The 16,066-nt window shown below is 34.6% G+C and carries 20 protein-coding genes and 3 tRNA genes; 10 read left to right on the forward strand and 13 right to left on the reverse strand.

What is annotated here, in order from left to right:
- Positions 1-6: 6 nt before the first annotated feature.
- Positions 7-1,473, reverse strand: a complete 1,467-nt coding sequence (locus ACWHVF_RS06970; protein WP_064125426.1) for a proton-conducting transporter transmembrane domain-containing protein — start codon at positions 1,471-1,473, stop codon at positions 7-9.
- 64 nt (positions 1,474-1,537) lie between these two features.
- Here ACWHVF_RS06970 and ACWHVF_RS06975 point away from each other — a divergent pair, with 64 nt between their 5' ends.
- The 3 genes from ACWHVF_RS06975 to virB9 all read left to right on the forward strand — a co-directional run bounded on the left by ACWHVF_RS06975 (position 1,538) and on the right by virB9 (position 3,281).
- Complete coding sequence (locus tag ACWHVF_RS06975) at positions 1,538-1,852, forward strand: NADH-ubiquinone oxidoreductase subunit NDUFA12 family protein (protein WP_064125427.1); 315 nt, start codon at positions 1,538-1,540, stop codon at positions 1,850-1,852.
- A gap of 2 nt (positions 1,853-1,854) precedes the next feature.
- Complete coding sequence (gene mlaD, locus ACWHVF_RS06980; protein ID WP_007548591.1) at positions 1,855-2,310, forward strand: outer membrane lipid asymmetry maintenance protein MlaD; 456 nt, start codon at positions 1,855-1,857, stop codon at positions 2,308-2,310.
- Between the two features lie 185 nt (positions 2,311-2,495).
- Positions 2,496-3,281 carry a P-type conjugative transfer protein VirB9 gene (gene virB9, locus ACWHVF_RS06985; RefSeq protein ID WP_064125428.1) on the forward strand — a complete coding sequence of 262 codons (786 nt, stop codon included), beginning with the start codon at positions 2,496-2,498 and terminating at the stop codon, positions 3,279-3,281.
- A gap of 14 nt (positions 3,282-3,295) precedes the next feature.
- Here the strand turns inward: virB9 and ACWHVF_RS06990 are convergent, their stop codons facing one another.
- From ACWHVF_RS06990 to ACWHVF_RS07010, 5 genes are all read right to left on the reverse strand, one after another.
- Positions 3,296-3,892, reverse strand: coding sequence for a ribonuclease HII (locus ACWHVF_RS06990; RefSeq protein WP_064125429.1), 597 nt, complete (start codon positions 3,890-3,892; stop codon positions 3,296-3,298).
- 6 nt (positions 3,893-3,898) lie between these two features.
- Positions 3,899-4,879: a phospho-N-acetylmuramoyl-pentapeptide-transferase gene (mraY, locus tag ACWHVF_RS06995; RefSeq protein ID WP_447933278.1), complete on the reverse strand. Its 981-nt coding sequence runs from the start codon at positions 4,877-4,879 to the stop codon at positions 3,899-3,901.
- A 123-nt stretch (positions 4,880-5,002) separates the two neighbouring features.
- On the reverse strand, positions 5,003-5,245 hold the full coding sequence (locus tag ACWHVF_RS07000) for a hypothetical protein (RefSeq protein ID WP_156488223.1): 243 nt from the start codon (positions 5,243-5,245) through the stop codon (positions 5,003-5,005).
- Positions 5,246-5,654: 409 nt separating this feature from the next.
- Positions 5,655-5,939 carry a transposase gene (locus tag ACWHVF_RS07005; protein ID WP_447933279.1) on the reverse strand — a complete coding sequence of 95 codons (285 nt, stop codon included), beginning with the start codon at positions 5,937-5,939 and terminating at the stop codon, positions 5,655-5,657.
- Positions 5,940-6,233: 294 nt separating this feature from the next.
- Positions 6,234-6,309, reverse strand: a tRNA-Lys gene (locus tag ACWHVF_RS07010).
- A 336-nt stretch (positions 6,310-6,645) separates the two neighbouring features.
- On the opposite strand from ACWHVF_RS07010, the gene ACWHVF_RS07015 reads away from it, so the two are divergent.
- The 5 genes from ACWHVF_RS07015 (at position 6,646) to ubiH (ending at position 11,010) form a co-directional block, all read left to right on the forward strand.
- Positions 6,646-6,721 (forward strand) — tRNA-Ala (locus ACWHVF_RS07015).
- A gap of 257 nt (positions 6,722-6,978) precedes the next feature.
- Positions 6,979-7,990 (forward strand): IS630 family transposase gene (locus ACWHVF_RS07020; protein ID WP_447933057.1). Its coding sequence is split into 2 segments (ribosomal slippage): positions 6,979-7,440 and positions 7,442-7,990, totalling 1,011 coding nucleotides; the frame shifts between segments, so codons are not numbered across the junction.
- 55 nt (positions 7,991-8,045) lie between these two features.
- Positions 8,046-8,204, forward strand: coding sequence for a hypothetical protein (locus tag ACWHVF_RS07025; protein ID WP_156488205.1), 159 nt, complete (start codon positions 8,046-8,048; stop codon positions 8,202-8,204).
- A gap of 204 nt (positions 8,205-8,408) precedes the next feature.
- On the forward strand, positions 8,409-9,419 hold the full coding sequence (locus ACWHVF_RS07030; protein ID WP_064125224.1) for an Mrp/NBP35 family ATP-binding protein: 1,011 nt from the start codon (positions 8,409-8,411) through the stop codon (positions 9,417-9,419).
- A 457-nt stretch (positions 9,420-9,876) separates the two neighbouring features.
- Positions 9,877-11,010: a 2-octaprenyl-6-methoxyphenyl hydroxylase gene (gene ubiH / locus ACWHVF_RS07035; RefSeq protein WP_064125225.1), complete on the forward strand. Its 1,134-nt coding sequence runs from the start codon at positions 9,877-9,879 to the stop codon at positions 11,008-11,010.
- 15 nt (positions 11,011-11,025) lie between these two features.
- Here ubiH and ACWHVF_RS07040 read toward each other — a convergent pair whose 3' ends face one another.
- Both ACWHVF_RS07040 and ACWHVF_RS07045 read right to left on the reverse strand, forming a co-directional pair.
- Positions 11,026-11,889, reverse strand: a complete 864-nt coding sequence (locus ACWHVF_RS07040) for a glutamine amidotransferase (protein WP_082860924.1) — start codon at positions 11,887-11,889, stop codon at positions 11,026-11,028.
- A gap of 211 nt (positions 11,890-12,100) precedes the next feature.
- Positions 12,101-12,173: transfer RNA gene (locus tag ACWHVF_RS07045), tRNA-Phe, on the reverse strand.
- Positions 12,174-12,254: 81 nt separating this feature from the next.
- On the opposite strand from ACWHVF_RS07045, the gene coaD reads away from it, so the two are divergent.
- Entirely contained in the window at positions 12,255-12,761 is a 507-nt protein-coding gene (gene coaD, locus ACWHVF_RS07050) for a pantetheine-phosphate adenylyltransferase (protein WP_064125227.1), read from the forward strand.
- Positions 12,762-12,829: 68 nt separating this feature from the next.
- Positions 12,830-13,021: a zinc-finger domain-containing protein gene (locus tag ACWHVF_RS07055; RefSeq protein ID WP_006279326.1), complete on the forward strand. Its 192-nt coding sequence runs from the start codon at positions 12,830-12,832 to the stop codon at positions 13,019-13,021.
- 16 nt (positions 13,022-13,037) lie between these two features.
- Here ACWHVF_RS07055 and ACWHVF_RS07060 read toward each other — a convergent pair whose 3' ends face one another.
- From ACWHVF_RS07060 to pyrH, 5 genes are read right to left on the reverse strand one after another with little or no spacing between them, the layout of a single operon-like run.
- Positions 13,038-13,664 carry a phosphatidate cytidylyltransferase gene (locus tag ACWHVF_RS07060; RefSeq protein ID WP_064125228.1) on the reverse strand — a complete coding sequence of 209 codons (627 nt, stop codon included), beginning with the start codon at positions 13,662-13,664 and terminating at the stop codon, positions 13,038-13,040.
- Positions 13,654-14,349: a polyprenyl diphosphate synthase gene (gene uppS, locus ACWHVF_RS07065; RefSeq protein WP_015589050.1), complete on the reverse strand. Its 696-nt coding sequence runs from the start codon at positions 14,347-14,349 to the stop codon at positions 13,654-13,656. The genes ACWHVF_RS07060 and uppS overlap by 11 nt, the downstream gene beginning before the upstream one ends.
- The gene (locus ACWHVF_RS07070; RefSeq protein ID WP_179945580.1) at positions 14,350-14,757 is read right to left on the reverse strand and encodes a hypothetical protein; all 408 of its coding nucleotides are present in this window, start codon (positions 14,755-14,757) and stop codon (positions 14,350-14,352) included. It abuts the gene before it with no gap.
- Between the two features lie 6 nt (positions 14,758-14,763).
- Complete coding sequence (frr, locus tag ACWHVF_RS07075; protein WP_064125230.1) at positions 14,764-15,321, reverse strand: ribosome recycling factor; 558 nt, start codon at positions 15,319-15,321, stop codon at positions 14,764-14,766.
- Positions 15,322-15,328: 7 nt separating this feature from the next.
- Positions 15,329-16,063, reverse strand: coding sequence for a UMP kinase (gene pyrH, locus ACWHVF_RS07080; protein ID WP_064125231.1), 735 nt, complete (start codon positions 16,061-16,063; stop codon positions 15,329-15,331).
- Between the last annotated feature and the right edge of the window lie 3 nt (positions 16,064-16,066).

A 16,066-nucleotide genomic window follows, 5' to 3' on the forward strand; every position in this document is an offset into this window, starting at 1 on the left:
TAAAAATCAAAAAACCAACTTCTCAACTACTAACCGAATTGGAGTGCTATATATTCCAGTTACTATTGTTAAAGCTGCCATAAACAATAGACAGAAAAGCATAGGAAATGGCACATCATTAATTTTGCCTAGTGTCATTCCAGCGCTTGATGCTGCACTATTTTCAAAATACATTTTCTCTACCATCTTCCACATGTATATTAGTGCAAGAAAAGAACCGGCAGCAAAAGCTATCAGGGAAATCCACGCGCGAGATTCTATAACTGCTTTCATTATATGCCATTTGCTTACAAAGCCATTTGTTAGCGGCACACCGACTAATGCTAAACTAAGTAGAGTAAACGCAAGTGCTGTATAAGGCATTGATTTCTTGAGTCCCGATAAATTCTCTATTTTTGTTGTATCAAATTTGTAAGAAATACATCCTGCAGCCATGAATAAAGATGTTTTTATTATGCTGTGGTTTACTATGTGAAGAATTGCTGCAAATACACCTGTTTTTGAGTTAAAACTCAGTGCTAAAATTATATAACCAATTTGGCTGACACTAGAATTAGCAAGCAGTCTTCTTATATCTTTTGCAGTTATTGCAGATATTGACCCAAATATAATAGCGCAAAGTGCAAGGATAATTATCACGTTGCTTAGTGATGGTTTAAATAAGAAGAAATTCTGATGGAAAACAGTATAGAAGATCCTAATGAAAACATATATCATCACTTTTGTCACTGTGCCTGAAAAGAATATGCTAATGAAACTTGGCGCCTCACTATATGCATTAACCAGCCACCTGCTTAATGGAAACAGTGCCATTTTGATTGAGAGACCAACAAAAATGAACAATGTGCCAAGTTTTATGATGTTGTTATCGTATAATGGAACTATTCTTTCAGCCATGTCAGACATATTGAGCGTTCCAGTCATTGAATACAAGAGCCCGATGCCAAATAAATAAAATGTTGCGCCTATTGTTCCACTAATTAGATATTCAAATGCTGCAACCAAGGCTTTTTTATCCCTTCCCATTGAAACTAATACATAAGAAGAAAGAGATGAAATTTCCAAAAAAACATAAAGATTGAATATGTCGTTTGTTACTAGAATCCCGAGCAGTCCGCTTAAGCACAGTAGAAATAGAGAGTAAAAACCAGTGATTTTGTTTTTGCTAATCTCTTTTTCGTTAATATAAAAGCTATAAAGCACGCTAATCAGCGCTATAAAATTCACCAAAGTTAGAATCAAGGAGTTTAACACGTCGATTCTTAACTCTATTCCATGCGGAGGAGCCCAATTTCCAAGGTGATAAGTTATAATCTCGCCTTTATATGTTTTAACGAGTAGTATCGATGAAATGATAAGAGTGATTGTTGTTGCAATAAAAGAAATAAACCAAGATACCTTGTGTTTCTTGGTAAGAAAGCAAAACATTGATGCAATTATTGGTATAATAACTTGTAAAATTGGTAATTGCATTAAATTGTTGTTAATATATCGTTAAAGTATTAGTATATATAATACTTTTTGTTTTAATACTCTTATGTTATCTAAAATTTGTAACGCAATAAAACGCCTATTACGAAGAGAAGATAAATTTGTAGGAAGAGATGAAAATGGAAATTCTTACTATGAATCAAGTAAAGGGAAAAGGTGGATTATGTATAGCAGTGTTTCTGAGCCTACAACAGTGCCTCCGGAATGGCATATATGGCTTCACTATACTGATAATGTAGTACCAGTTAATAATAAAAAAAGAAAAGTAAAACATACTCCTAATTTAACGGGTACAAAAGATGCATACTATCCAAACCAAAAAGTGAAAAATTACTATAAAAGCTGGAGTCCTGATAACTAAAGATGCGAAGGTCAAATATACTTGAAATAACCGCTGGATTATTTGTATTAATTTTTACTATTTTTCTGATTTTCTTTGCTATTGATAAGCTATCTTACATAAAGAAAAACTATAAGGATTGCTATAAAATATATGGTCTTTTTGCTAACGCTAACGGTATAGGAGTTGGTGATAGTGTCAAGATCTCTGGTGTAGATGTTGGAAGCATAACTGGTGTATCACTTGACAAAGCTACCTACGTAGCACGAATCGATATGTGTATAAGCAAAGACATAAAATTGCCAATTGATAGTTCAGCTCTGATCACTAGCAGTGGAGTTGTTGGCAGTAAATTTGTTAATATATCACCTGGATCAGATATTAAACTAATCTTGCACGGTGGTAAAATAGAATATACTCAAGCTGAAGCAAATATGGGTGGAATAATGGACAGAATTCTTGGTATGTTTACGAAGTGAAAATGGCAGGATTCCAAGTATATCCGTTCAGGTAAAGCCTCCTGTAGTTCTAAAGTATTTAAGGAGTTTGCCTTATTTCTTGCCTTTTCTACCGCTTGCTTTGGGGTTTATAGTATAGAAAGTGCCTTAACAGTTGCAGTGCATGTCTATTAATGATAAAATGAAGATTAATTCATTTTGATATTATGATTGGTTTACTGTTTGCCGTACTATTGTTCCTCTGTGGTAGTGATGCACTTGCAAAACAGGAGCCACGTTCAATAGCTGGAGATAATCACATAAAGGTAATAAATTATAACCCACAGGCTATACATAAGTATACGGGTTTTTATGGTTATCAGTCCAGTATATTGTTTGAACCAGGGGAGGTAATACAAAACCTTTCAATGGGTGATTCAACTGGTTGGCAACTCCTTCCTCAAGGTAACAGATTGTTTATTAAGCCTATAGATGATATTGCCGATACTAACGCAACTATAATTACCAATAAAAGAGTTTATTACTTTGAACTTCATGCTGAGGAAGCAACTGGACTAGATGATCCAAGATTAGCATATGAAGTAAGGTTTCTTTATCCACTATTTAGCAGTGATGAGATTTACACAACAAATAACGGTGATATCCTCGAACAAGCTAGTCATACCATTATTCCTGATATAAACGATATTGAAGTTGTAAAGAAGGGTTTAAATTTTAATTATTCCATCTCGCACGTTAAAGGCAGTCAGTCAATAATACCAATCAAGGTTTTTGATGATGGAAAATTTACATATCTACAATTCAATAAAATAAACTCTGATTTCCCGGCAGTTTTTATGGTTGATTCTGCAGGATATGAGTCTTTAGTAAATTTTCGTACAGTTGACAACTATCTGATAATCGAAAGGGTAAGTTCAGTGTTTACCTTAAGGAATGGATCGAGTACAGTTTGCCTATTTAATGAAAACATGCCTTTCAAAAAAGGTAAGTGATTACTATCTAAAGGCTATAATGCCCGAGATATGGGTGCAAAGTTTTTTCTATGATGTTCTGTAATTCCATAAAGGCCAATAGCGTTAAGGTGCTCTTTTGTCCCATATCCTTTATTTTTATACCAATTATATTCAGGATGCTTATTGTGCAATTCTTGCATAAGCCGATCTCTCGTAACTTTTGCAACGATTGAAGCTGCTGCAATTGATGTACTCAAATTATCACCATTTACTATGGATTTCACTTGCCATTTCACTTCAGGTGGTTGATTACCATCAACTAGCACATAATCTAACTCTAGGTCCAAGTCTATCAACGCACGTTCCATTGAAAGTTTTGTTGCTTGCAAGATATTGTATGAATTTATTTCTTCTACGCTTGCCATTCCTATACCAAATTTTGCAACGGATATTATTTTTTCATATAGGACTTGCCTACATTGAGGAGTCAACTTTTTCGAGTCGTTGATTCCATCAATAATTGTATTTCTATCAATAAACACTACGGCTGCGGATATTACTGGACCAGCTAGCGGACCTCTTCCAACTTCATCCACTCCTGCTATCACTCCTGATAATTTATTTTCTAATGTAAAGTCTGGGTATTTCATAGGTTTTTATAATAAGAAAGTTATAGTAAAAACTGAACAGATAATAGAAATTATCCAAAATTTCATAACGATTGCATTTTCTGACCATCCCTTCTTCTCAAAGTGATGATGTATTGGTGCCATAAGAAAAACTCTTTTTCCTTCTCTATACTTAAACTTTGTATATTTAAAATATGATATCTGAATAATAACAGATAGAGTCTCTATTACAAAGATTATTCCAATAATGGCAAAAAGCATTTCTCTTTTAATTAGGACACTAGTTAACCCTAAAGCCGCACCTACCGACAAGCTACCAACATCACCCATAAATATTTTTGCTGGATGTGTGTTAAACCACAAGAAACTTAGAATAGCTCCTATAAATGCAATGCAGAATAAAGTAATATTCATATCTGCCTGAGTTATATATGCAATTAGCCCCAAAAAAGCAAAGGAAGTGATAACTTGAGTTGCAGCAAGGCCATCCAAACCATCTGTGAGATTCACAGCATTAGAAGAGCCGACAATTACAAACGCAGCAAACGGAACATATAGATAGCCAAAATCTATTATTACTCCTTTAAATAGGGACGTTTTTGTAAAACCTTCAGCAGAGTATAGCTTAAGTATAAACACACCAACCAGAGCAACAATAAACTGAATAAGTATTTTGGTTTTTGCACTTAAACCTCGATAGTGATTTGTCTTCAATTTTAAATAATCATCAATAAATCCAAGTAGAGCAAAAAATAGAGTTATCAATATCAGCAGCAAAATTTCTGGTGTTAACTGAGCCCAGAGTAAAATTGGTAATAAAGAAGAAATCAGTATTATTATTCCGCCCATAGGTGGTACATTCTTTTTTGTTATTAAATGACTTTCTGGTCCACATGATCTAATTGGTTGCCCATCTTTGCTTATTTTTTTTAGAAGCTTTATAAAATAGGGAAAAAGAATAAATCCAAAAACAAATGAGGTAAAAAATACTTTTGTAGCTAAGATCATCTGCTTACTTAAATTGACTAAGTATCATACCACTTATAGCTAATAAAGCCAACTTCTGTCATCCTATAGCCTGACCATATTATTCCTTTTTCACTTCATTCTTTCCTAATTTGGTGCGTATAACTACAATGACTCTGGAATAGTATGAAGAGTTATATTGTCATCTTCTGCAAAACAAAATTCGCTATTTGCATCTGTCCATATATACATTTCTTTTAGATTAATCTCAGAAGAATCATAAACACCATACTCTGCTTTTGTATGGTAATCACAATACCGAAACTTACCCTCTTTATTGAAAGAGCCAAATTCATCAATTAATGTGGCCATTTTTCTACCTTTTTTACCACTTATGAATTCGAACACGGCAACTGAATGGTGACCTGGAGAGCCTGGTTCAGGAGATTCTTCTGTAATAAAAAACGATGGCCGATGACTAAATAACTCGCTGAGATTTGGATTGTATTCTTTTTTTACACAATTTAAACTTATGAATTTATATTCATCTGAAACGTTCGAATACTGTGGATCGTATTTTTTGTATTCAAAGAATTCATTACCTAAAAAATTACAAACGTTAATTTACAATCATCATTCAATTCAGCATGAATTTTAGGAGCTCCATATCTACATTTAGAAGCTTTTTTTGAATGTCTGCTTTTATTTGCTGATTCTCTACTGCTTATTTTCCTTGTAGTCCACTTATAGTAGCAACTAGCAGATACATTCAAAACCCTACCTGCACTTTATGGTGTTTACTATATAAAAAAATATTTTATTCTTTTTGACTGGCTAGGGCTTTTTTTAAAATGTCTCTTTCTCTTGTTACTTTTGCTAACTCTTTCTGTAAATCAAATCTCTCTTTGTCATAAGGTACTACATCTGGAAATGCATTTGTCGCTGACTTTTTTTCGTTATATTTCTTCATCCATTTTCCTAATACACTATCCCTTATTCCTAAATCTCTTGCTACTTTTGCAACTGGTTGACCTACCTTTCTTTGTTCATTTGCCAGCTTAACAGCTTCCAATTTGAATTCTGCCGTATATTCTCTTGCCATCTCCAAAATTTTATTTTACCCGAAAAAACTCCTTTCTTTCTCTCCACTTTTTCTGGGTAAGGTGACTCTTCAGCGTCACGCGAAATTTATTTATTTACTCATTTACTTTTCTCAAAAAAGTACCTACCTTTTTGAGAAAAGTAGTAGAAAATTAACAGATTACGGAAAGAAAACAGGAATTTTGGGGCAAATAATTAGACAAAAAGGCTGTACGTATAGGTGGTTAAAACAGGCTACTGTGGCGGGTTTTATGTTGTGGTAAATTACTATAGAGAGAAGTTCGTAAAACACGACTGGTGATCCCGACGCGATTCGAACGCGTGACCCACTGATTAAAAGTCAGTTGCTCTACCGGCTGAGCTACGGGATCATTTCATTTTTCAGCTATACTAAACATCAATACAGTTTTTATCCGTTTTAATCAAACTAAAATTTTCATGTGTGGTTAAATAAATTATATAATATACTGCGTTAGTGATAATTTAGTTAAAAAATCTATGGATAATTTAAAAAATTTTTAAAGGAAAACTTCTTGTTAATTTTCAGTTCACAGATTTATTTGGATGGTGTGACGTATAACGCTAAGGAGACAAAAAAATAGAGAAGTGTGTACACCCTGCAGAATTTGTACACTATTTAGCAATAGCCTAATAGATAAATATTTCTTGCATTTCAGCCTGAGTGATTTATGCTTTAAACAAGAATTGGGGGTATAGCTCAGCTGGTAGAGCATCTGTTTTGCACGCAGAAGGTCAGCGGTTCGATCCCGCTTGCCTCCACCAGTCTATATTAGCTCTAGCACGCCACAAAATCTGTTAAAATAGCTTATTTTAATCTACTTTCCTAAAATCCCTATTTCTTTTCGTAACTTCTCTCTACACAAGTAATGTTTGTTATTATAATTCTGATATATACTAACTTAACAATAAATTAATCAATAAATGTTAGAATACTAATACCAATTCCCATTACACGGCAAACAGATAGACAATAATAGAAGACAAGCCATAATGAAATAAGTGAAATAGTCGAGGTATAAATGGCACTAAGATCAAAATTATTGGATGAAGAAGTAGTAAAATCAGCAAAAAAAATGCTGAAGAAAGTAAGGAACAATGCATATGTTGCAAAAAAACTAAATGCTGTAATTGCAGCAAAAAAGCATAGTATAACGGCTGTAGCAAAAATATATTGCATTTCAAGAAGCGCACTAACTTCGTGGATAAAACTCTTGAAATTAGGCAGAGAAGAAAAATTGTTTGCTCCTCCACAACGGCGTAGAAAAACTAAATTAAATCAGGCTCAACTACAGCAAGTTGAAGCATGGGTAGGAGAAAATCCTAATATTACCATTAAAGAAATGAGAATAAGAATCCAGGAAAAGTTCGGCTTAAATATTAGCAAATCTACAGTACACCGCTATATGCAAAAGATGAAATTCTCTTATATTACACCAAGACCAGTACACAATGTACAAGATAAAAGAAAACAAGAGGAATTCAAAAAAAAATCTCAACGAAGTTATTGGCAAGTATTCTGAAAAAGAGCTGTTTTTCTTCGATGAATCGCGGTTTGGCACACATTCAAAGACCGGGCATGGATGGTTTAAAAAAGGCGTCAGAACAAAAGTTAAGGTAAAATTAGGTAGGGAAAATTTTTATCTCTACAGTGCAGTTAATCCTAGAAATGGGGAGAATTCTAGCTTGTTTGCACCGAATGTCAACACTGATTGTATGAATATATTTCTTGAGCAAATGTCTCAATATTTGGGACCACGAGAAGCCTTTCTTGTTATGGATTGTGCTAGTTGGCATAAGTCGAAAAGTTTAAAGGTACCTAAAAATATTGAGATTATATACCTACCACCATACTCACCTGAACTCAATCCAGTTGAGAGGCTTTGGTTGTATGTAAAACAGAACATTTTGCGCAATAAAATATACGATACTATTGCTTTGCTTGAGAGTGCTTTGTGTAAATTTATTACTTCTCTTACCTACTCCACAATTAAACAACTCTGCTATGTATCCTATTTGAATGACCAACAATGAGAATTGGTATTAGGTTCACCGACAACCGTCATCCCACTACGTGTTAGCGGGATCTATGTTAAGAGATACCGCGAATGAATCGCGGTATGACGTGGGACTGCTGTCATTCCAGTGCTCCTTTTTTTGTCATCCAAGTAGCGTGACACTGGGATCTAGCCTTTATTATTTGGTTAAAATTAAGTCTTCTGGATCCCAATGTCAGCTACTTTCATGACATCATCATAAAGTAAACCAGTATCACGCTACTCGGATGACAGGAGAAGGGGCTACTTGGATGACAAGAAAGAGGTTACTTTCATGACACTGTCATAAAGTGAACCAGTACTTGGCTTGTGTTCTAGGCAAAACCTGCTATAACATTTACATACTGTTTCCGAAACAAATGTTCCGCACTGGGATCTGCTATGTAAGAGGTCTAATGATCAACGAAGAAATTGTAAGAGAGAACTTAAAAAAAGTCATAGAGCAAAAAAGCGGTAAAGATGTGATCGCTCTTGGCATAATATCCTCAATCATTGTTAAAGGCGGGAACATTGGTTTTGCGCTTGAAGTTGCCGGTAACACGCAAGCAAATGAAGAATTAAGAAGAAATTGTGAACAAGCTGTTCAAGCTATATCAGGAGTGGGGAAAGTGACCGTGGTTGCTACTGGTCAAAAACAGGCTGGACAGCAAAAAGCTAAACTATATATTGAAGGAGTAAAAAATATAATTGTTGTTGCCTCAGGTAAAGGAGGTGTAGGCAAGTCTACGGTTGCACTAAACCTTGCTCTTTCATTAGTAGAATTAAAACATAAAGTTGCGCTAGTTGATGCAGATATATATGGGCCTTCAATTCCTAAAATGCTTGGTGCTGAAAAATTAAAACCAGAGATACGGGATAGGAAAGCAATGCCTATAGAAAAGTATGGCCTGCATACTATTTCAATCGGCTATTTTGTTGATAAAGATCGTGCAGCGATATGGCGTGGCCCTATGATCACAAAAGCACTTTATAATCTGCTCATGGGAACAAAATGGCCTGATATAGAATATTTAATAGTTGACACACCACCTGGAACTGGCGATGTACATCTAAGTTTGATGGAAAATTTTAACTTAACCGGAGCAATAATAGTTTCAACTCCACAAGAGCTTGCCTTGATTGATGCACGCAAAATTTACGATATGTTTACAAAGCTCAGTGTACCGATTATTGGTATTGTAGAAAATATGAGTTATTTCATTCAAAATGACTCAGAAATATACATATTTGGAAAAGACGGCGCAAAAAGAATGTCTGAGGAGCTGGGCATCAAACTCCTAGGCAGGATTCCTCTGGATCCACAAATATGTCATGCTTCTGATTGTGGAAATCCTTTAATGCTAAGTGAAGATTTGGCAGAGATTTATGAAGACATTGCTAAAGATGTTATAGCTAAAGTGGCTTAGGTTTACCGACAATTTGAAAAACCGTCATTCCGCTACTAGTTAGCGGAATCTATACCGCGCACAACTGTACGAACGTTGTAGTTTGGGCCACCAGTGGGCAGTGCCCAGACACTGGGATCCAGGAATTTTATTAAGTTGGTAAGCATAAAAGTAGCTGTTTTATGTTAAAATACAACATTTTGATGATTATGAAAAAGCTGGATCCCAGTGTCAAGCACTGGGATGACATCATAGAGGCACTGGAATAACATCATCCTTTTTTCTGAATTCCAGTGTCAGCTACTTTCATGACATCGTTTACTATGTGCCACATTGCAATGTTCGTACAGCTATGGAATGAATCGCGGTATGACGTAGGGAAACCTTTCTTGGGTTAGCTATAGGTCTTTGTCTATAAAGTTTGTTTAAACTATTTTCAAAACAGATAAAATATAATTTTACAATTAGCGTAAATAAAATGAATTATGATGTAATCATTTCAGGTGGTGGGTTACTTGGTCTTATTACTGCCATTGGCCTCAGTTGTGACTCTGTGTCTGTAGCTGTGATTGAAAAAAATAGTCTACCACGTGCAGTAGATGATAATCGAGCATTTGCTATTTCTCAAGGGTCGAAAAAAATACTGGAAAAATTAGGGATTTGGCAGTTTGTGGGAAGTGAAGCTGAGCCAATACTTGATATATGCATATTAGATGCGGTTACTGTGCATTACAATCATAAAATGGTTAGCGAAGAGCCAATGGGTTATGTTATCAACAATGCTACTATATGGAATGCAATCAACAATAATTTTCTAAATAAACTGAATATATACTCTCCACATTCCTATAAAACAATTGCTTGTGATTCAGGATATGTGGAAGTGATTCTTGATAATAACCAGGAATTAATATCATCGCTACTTATCTGTGCTGAAGGCAAAAACTCTAAATTACCAAAGTTATTCTCTATACCGACAGTGAAGTTTGATTATAAGCAAAGTAGTATAGTATTTAATGTAGAACATGAATTACATCACCAAAACTTAGCTATAGAGCGATTTTTTCCTGGCGGTCCATTTGCAATTTTGCCGATGAAAGGTGGCTATACCTCTTCAATAGTCTGGACAGAAAAATCTGAAGTTTCAAAAATGCTAATTAATCTGACTGAAGAGGAATTTATTATAGAACTTAAAAAAAGATTTGGTCCTTATTTAGGGGAGATAAGATTAGAGGGTGAAAGAAAACTTTATCCTTTAAGTTTTGCTTTCGCAAAAAAGTTATATAAGGGTAGAGTTTTGCTTATCGGCGATGCAGCGCATTCAATTCATCCAGTTGCAGGTCAAGGGCTTAACCTTGGAATTAGAGATGTAGAAAGTGTTATAAAGCACATAGTTGCTGCAAAAGCATCTGGTATTGATGTTGGCAGTAGTTATTTATTAAAGAAAATTTCACGTGACAGGTACTTTGATAATTTTACAATGGCGCTTGCAACTGATGGATTAAATAGAATATTCTGTGCTAAAGCACTAAGAAATCTTGGCTTAATTGCAGTTGAAAATTCAAATTTTCTCAAAAAACGCTTTATTCGGCATGCTATGGGATTTAGATAAACCACTATTTTAGCACTAAGCACGATAAAGAAAATCATTTATAATTGCTATAGCAACTAGTGTAGACACTTGACGTTCCTTGTGATTTGATAAATAGAGGTTTTTATCTGACTTCACAACAAGGGCTTCTGGATGACATTGAAAGTAAATATTACCGTGCTTATCTTCAATAGCCTCTATTACCCCACCACTGGAAAATGCTGCAACTTTATATCCAAGTAACTCCAATTTTCTTCTATTTTCTGGTGTATTACTTACTGCCCCTGAATGAGCATCTGGAAAATATGTTGAAAACCAGCCATTTTCATTAGGTATTAAGAATTTAGCTACTAATTCCGCTAAACGACTGTTTGGAACGATCTTTATCTGCTGGAGAGGTGCATCATCTTTATGTGGATTAGGTGCTGATTCTAAATGAGATCTTTGCTTCTCTTCATCACTCACAACACTCACTACTTCAATTCCCTTTGCATTCATTATGCCTTCACATATGCCAAATAAATGAATTGCAGGGTTATCATCCACTATTTTTGCAATTGCTTCAGTAACAAGCTGGCGATAAGGGGTGGGTGCTGAGTGTAAATTATCCGGAATAAATATTCTATTTATTTTGTGCTCTTCAATAAACTTTGCAACTTCAATTTTTATTCGGTCTAATGTCAGCTTCTTTGCCAATGTTTCATCTTGTTTTGCAAAGATAAGCGACTCTTCTTGGATTTCTTTTAGGTTAATTATTTTATTGTAGTCAATGAGTACGGTTTTAACTCCAAAATTATTGAACATCTCGTAAATATTTTGAGATAGCCCAAGCTCATGTGCTTCTTCCGTTTTCAATAAACCAACAACTATGTCATTATTTACTGTATTTTCTGCCGTCAAGACAGTTGACGCTGGTTCTTCTTTTTTGGTTAGATGTTGAGATGCCGGTTTTTCACTAACGCCAGCATAAGTAATATTGCTTAATAATAGAACTATAATTAATAAGATCTTAAATACTTTATTATAATATTTATATACCATCTCCCTAATATTTATGTTGTGATATAGAGTATTTTATAACAAAAAGGCAAGTTTGCCACGAAAGAGAAAGTGGCCTGAGCAGGAATCGAACCAGCGACACAAGGATTTTCAGTCCTTTGCTCTACCAACTGAGCTATCAGGCCAACTGTATACTTTCATTTTTAGATAAAAAATGTTATTATGTCTATCAAAAGTTTTTAAAGTAGTTTATATAAAAATAAAGGATGAACATTAATAACAGAATAGGAATCTACCCTGGCACATTTGACCCTATAACTTTTGGGCATATTGACATAATCAAAAGAGCGTGTAAACTAGTCGATAAATTAATAATAGGAGTTGCAGAAAACGTTAATAAGCATATTGCCTTTGACACAAAGCTACGCACAAGCATGGCTGAAAGTGAAATCAAAGGGCTAGGAATTGATGCAGATGTTATATCTTTTAATGGGTTGCTAGTGAAGTTTGCCAAAGAGCAGAATGCTTCTGTTATTATAAGGGGACTCAGAGCAGTATCGGATTTTGATTACGAGTTTCAAATGAGTTGGGTAAATTATAAACTTCTTCCTGAAATCGAAACCATATTTCTTCCTGCTTCTGAAGATACTCAATTTATCTCATCAAGTTTTGTAAAGGAAATAGCAAGATTAGGAGAAGATGTTAGCAAATTTGTATCAAAAGGCGTTCAAAACGAATTGATTAACCTGAATAGGATAAAAAATGGAGAATAGTGCTTGTTGTTTTTTATTTCTGGATGGGTATATTCAATATATAAAATGTTATAAGCTAAAGGAGTAGCATGTCAAAAGTGAGGGTTAATAATAGAAAAGTTTGTTGTCATGGTGATGAGAATGATGAGGGTTCCGGCCATCCATTAATATATTTAGATATGGGAGAAGAAGAGGAAATAGCCTGCCCTTATTGTGAAAAGACGTTTGTCCATGACTGTACTGTAGAAGCGGTTGGGGAGCTGACTAGGGATGAACTCTAATGGCACTTCTGCAGACTTAGCTTATGTAAATAGCAATAAGAGGGGCAGTAAAAATGAAACTATCCATACGATCGAGCACTCCTCCATGGCCAGGTATCATACTTCCACTATCTTTAACACCGTAAGCTCTTTTAACAAGCGACTCAGTGAAATCGCCAAGTTGCGCTAGAATAGCGATTGCAAGGCCAATGATTGGAGAATAAAGAATTGAAAATAGACCAAAAAATATTGATCCAAAAATTGTGCACACTACTCCAGCTAAGATTGCACCAAGAAGTCCTGTCCAAGTTTTTCCAGGGCTAAGAATTGGGCAAATTTTAGCTCCACCAAAATTCTTGCCAAACAGGTAGGCAGTAACATCAATTCCCCAAATGGTTAAGACGAACCATACTAATGCATATTTTCCCTGTGGTAGATTATATAAATATATTAATGAGGCGCTTGGTAGCGCAATTAATAATAATGCAAAAACGTATAAAATTTTGTTTCCTTGGGTTAGATTATACCATTCAAAAGAAGATAAAACTGCTATCGAAAAAATTAATAGGTAAAACGATAAATCACTGAAATATGTAGCAAAAGAAAATATAAATAATATTATTATTGAGGACAATATTCTGACTATAAAATTATTATCTACCATATTTTTTCTCTCTTTTTGTATAATCTTCTAATGCTTTGCTCAAATCTTGACAAGAAAAATCAGGCCATAAAGTATCACAAAAATATAATTCAGCATAAGCTGCTTGCCATAATAAAAAATTGCTTAATCTTTTTTCGCCACCAGTGCGAATTAATAAATCCAATTTTGGCAAATCTTTAGTATATAGAAATTTTTCAAATTCCTCTTCTGATACATAAGCAATATTTTCTTTTATAATATTGCTTATAGCTTGTGTAATTTCTTGCTTTGCTCCGTAACTAACTGCCACAGTGAGTAATAACCCATCGTTCTTATGTGTCATTTCTTCTGCTTTTTTAATTTGATCCAATATTTTACTGGATAACAGACTTAAATTGCCAATAAAATTCAACTTAATGTTACAGTTACAAATGAAATTGACTTTATCTTCATTAGTTAAAACGGAGTAAAATAAATCAAATAGACAGTCAGTTTCGTTTTTAGGTCTAAGCCAATTCTCCATAGAGAATGCATACAAAGTTAAGTAGGGTATGGTTAGGTCCGTACAATACTTGGCAATATCGTATGCAACTTCACTGCCCTTTTTATAACCATCAATTTTTACCTTTCCTTGATTGTTCGCCCATCTACCATTACCATCCATAATAATTGCTAAATGTTTCGGTAAAGATTCTTGATTCAACATTTAAAGTTCATCTAAACTACTCGATATCATTCCAGTACTTGACATATAACTGTGCAAACATTGTGATTTGGGACACTTGAAAGGTGTCATCCCAGTAGCCCTTTTTTCCCTGTCATCCCAGTGCGTGACACTGGGATCTAAGTATAAAAATATTTGCAAATTATGCAATGAACAACAGATTCTTAGAGCATATAATGTCCATGATGAAAATAAGATGGATCCCAGTGTCACGCACTGGGATGACAGGGAAAAAAGGCACTGGGATGACAGGAAAGAGGGCACTGGAATGACATCATTTACTGTACAATACTGTGCAATATTGCAACGTTCGTACGGTTGTGTGCCTGCTACCTCCATGGCACCCTTGCATGTAATTTTTTCTTTTTCACTACTGAAGGTTTCTTTCATATTACCTTAGTGATGCAATATATCCTTTTCTTTGATGGACAATTCACCATCAATCTTTTTTATATTATCATCAGTAATATTTTGTATTTCCTTCTTAGCACCATGAAAATCATCTTCTGAGATCTCCTTATTTCCCTTCATTTTCTCTATTTCTTCCATAACATCTCTGCGTATATTTCTGATGGCAATCCGCGCATTTTCAGAAAACTGATGCAATAATTTTACTAATTTTTCACGGGTTTCTTGTGTTAAATCCGGAAGAGCTATACGTATGGTATTGCCCTCAACAACAGGATTTAAATTCAAGTTGGCATTTAATATAGCATTTTTCACTTCACCTACAACATTAATATCCCAAACTTTAATTGATAGGGTTTTGTTATCTATAACTGAAACGCCTGCAACCTGATTTAACTTTTGATGTCCACCATAGATATTTACAACTACACCATCAAGCAACGATGCGCTAGCTCTACCAGTGCGTACGCCTTTAATATCATCATGAAAGGACTGAATAGTTTTTAGCATTCTTTCTTTTGTTTTAGCTTTTATTTCATTTAACATAAATTACCTACTGTTTACAATCTGAAACTATAGTATAAGTACCTTGACCCTTAATAATATTGACTATTTTTTCTCCCTTCAAAGAAAAAACTATAATTGGAATAGAATTCTCACGAGCAAGTGAAATTGCTGATGCATCCATAACTTTTAAATCACGAGTCAATAAATCCGTGTAAGAAAGCCTATCATACATTACAGCATCCTCATTTTTTTTCGGATCAGCGGAGTATACACCATTTACTTGTGTACCCTTTAGAATAACATCACAATTCATTTCAACAGCACGTAAGGCTGCAGCTGTATCTGTAGTAAAAAATGGGTTGCCTGTGCCTGCTGCAAAAATTACCACTCTACCTTTTTCTAAATGACGAATAGCTTTCCTTCTTATGTAAGGTTCACATACAGTGGCCATGGGTATTGCAGATAATACCCTAGAAGCTACTAAATTTTTTTCTAAAAAGTTTTGTAAAATTAAAGCATTGATTATAGTTGCAAGCATTCCAATATAATCACTGCTTGCTCTTTCACAGCCACTTAAAGACGCAGATGCGCCACGAAAGATATTACCACCACCAACAACAATACATACCTGAACTACAAGCCTGTTAACATCAGCTATATCTTTGCATAATTGGCTTATTATTCCCATATCATGGCCAAAAGACTGTGACCCCATCAAAGCTTCACCAGAGATCTTCAATAACACTCTAGAGTATTTTACTTTATCTGCTAAGGAAGACATTTC

It is taken from the genome of Wolbachia endosymbiont of Dactylopius coccus (genome assembly GCF_977011065.1).

What these genes read in the sequence shown, in the direction of transcription:
- ACWHVF_RS06970 (WP_064125426.1), bottom strand. Translation starts at nt 1,473, where the DNA reads ATGCAATTACCAATTTTACAAGTTATTATACCAATAATTGCATCAATG.
- ACWHVF_RS06975 (WP_064125427.1), top strand. Translation starts at nt 1,538, where the DNA reads ATGTTATCTAAAATTTGTAACGCAATAAAACGCCTATTACGAAGAGAA.
- mlaD (WP_007548591.1), top strand. Translation starts at nt 1,855, where the DNA reads ATGCGAAGGTCAAATATACTTGAAATAACCGCTGGATTATTTGTATTA.
- virB9 (WP_064125428.1), top strand. Translation starts at nt 2,496, where the DNA reads ATGATTGGTTTACTGTTTGCCGTACTATTGTTCCTCTGTGGTAGTGAT.
- ACWHVF_RS06990 (WP_064125429.1), bottom strand. Translation starts at nt 3,892, where the DNA reads ATGAAATACCCAGACTTTACATTAGAAAATAAATTATCAGGAGTGATA.
- mraY (WP_447933278.1), bottom strand. Translation starts at nt 4,879, where the DNA reads ATGATCTTAGCTACAAAAGTATTTTTTACCTCATTTGTTTTTGGATTT.
- ACWHVF_RS07005 (WP_447933279.1), bottom strand. Translation starts at nt 5,939, where the DNA reads ATGGCAAGAGAATATACGGCAGAATTCAAATTGGAAGCTGTTAAGCTG.
- ACWHVF_RS07025 (WP_156488205.1), top strand. Translation starts at nt 8,046, where the DNA reads ATGTTAAGAGATACCGCGAATGAATCGCGGTATGACGTGGGACTGCTG.
- ACWHVF_RS07030 (WP_064125224.1), top strand. Translation starts at nt 8,409, where the DNA reads ATGATCAACGAAGAAATTGTAAGAGAGAACTTAAAAAAAGTCATAGAG.
- ubiH (WP_064125225.1), top strand. Translation starts at nt 9,877, where the DNA reads ATGAATTATGATGTAATCATTTCAGGTGGTGGGTTACTTGGTCTTATT.
- coaD (WP_064125227.1), top strand. Translation starts at nt 12,255, where the DNA reads ATGAACATTAATAACAGAATAGGAATCTACCCTGGCACATTTGACCCT.
- ACWHVF_RS07055 (WP_006279326.1), top strand. Translation starts at nt 12,830, where the DNA reads ATGTCAAAAGTGAGGGTTAATAATAGAAAAGTTTGTTGTCATGGTGAT.
- ACWHVF_RS07060 (WP_064125228.1), bottom strand. Translation starts at nt 13,664, where the DNA reads ATGGTAGATAATAATTTTATAGTCAGAATATTGTCCTCAATAATAATA.
- uppS (WP_015589050.1), bottom strand. Translation starts at nt 14,349, where the DNA reads ATGTTGAATCAAGAATCTTTACCGAAACATTTAGCAATTATTATGGAT.
- ACWHVF_RS07070 (WP_179945580.1), bottom strand. Translation starts at nt 14,757, where the DNA reads ATGAAAGAAACCTTCAGTAGTGAAAAAGAAAAAATTACATGCAAGGGT.
- frr (WP_064125230.1), bottom strand. Translation starts at nt 15,321, where the DNA reads ATGTTAAATGAAATAAAAGCTAAAACAAAAGAAAGAATGCTAAAAACT.
- pyrH (WP_064125231.1), bottom strand. Translation starts at nt 16,063, where the DNA reads ATGTCTTCCTTAGCAGATAAAGTAAAATACTCTAGAGTGTTATTGAAG.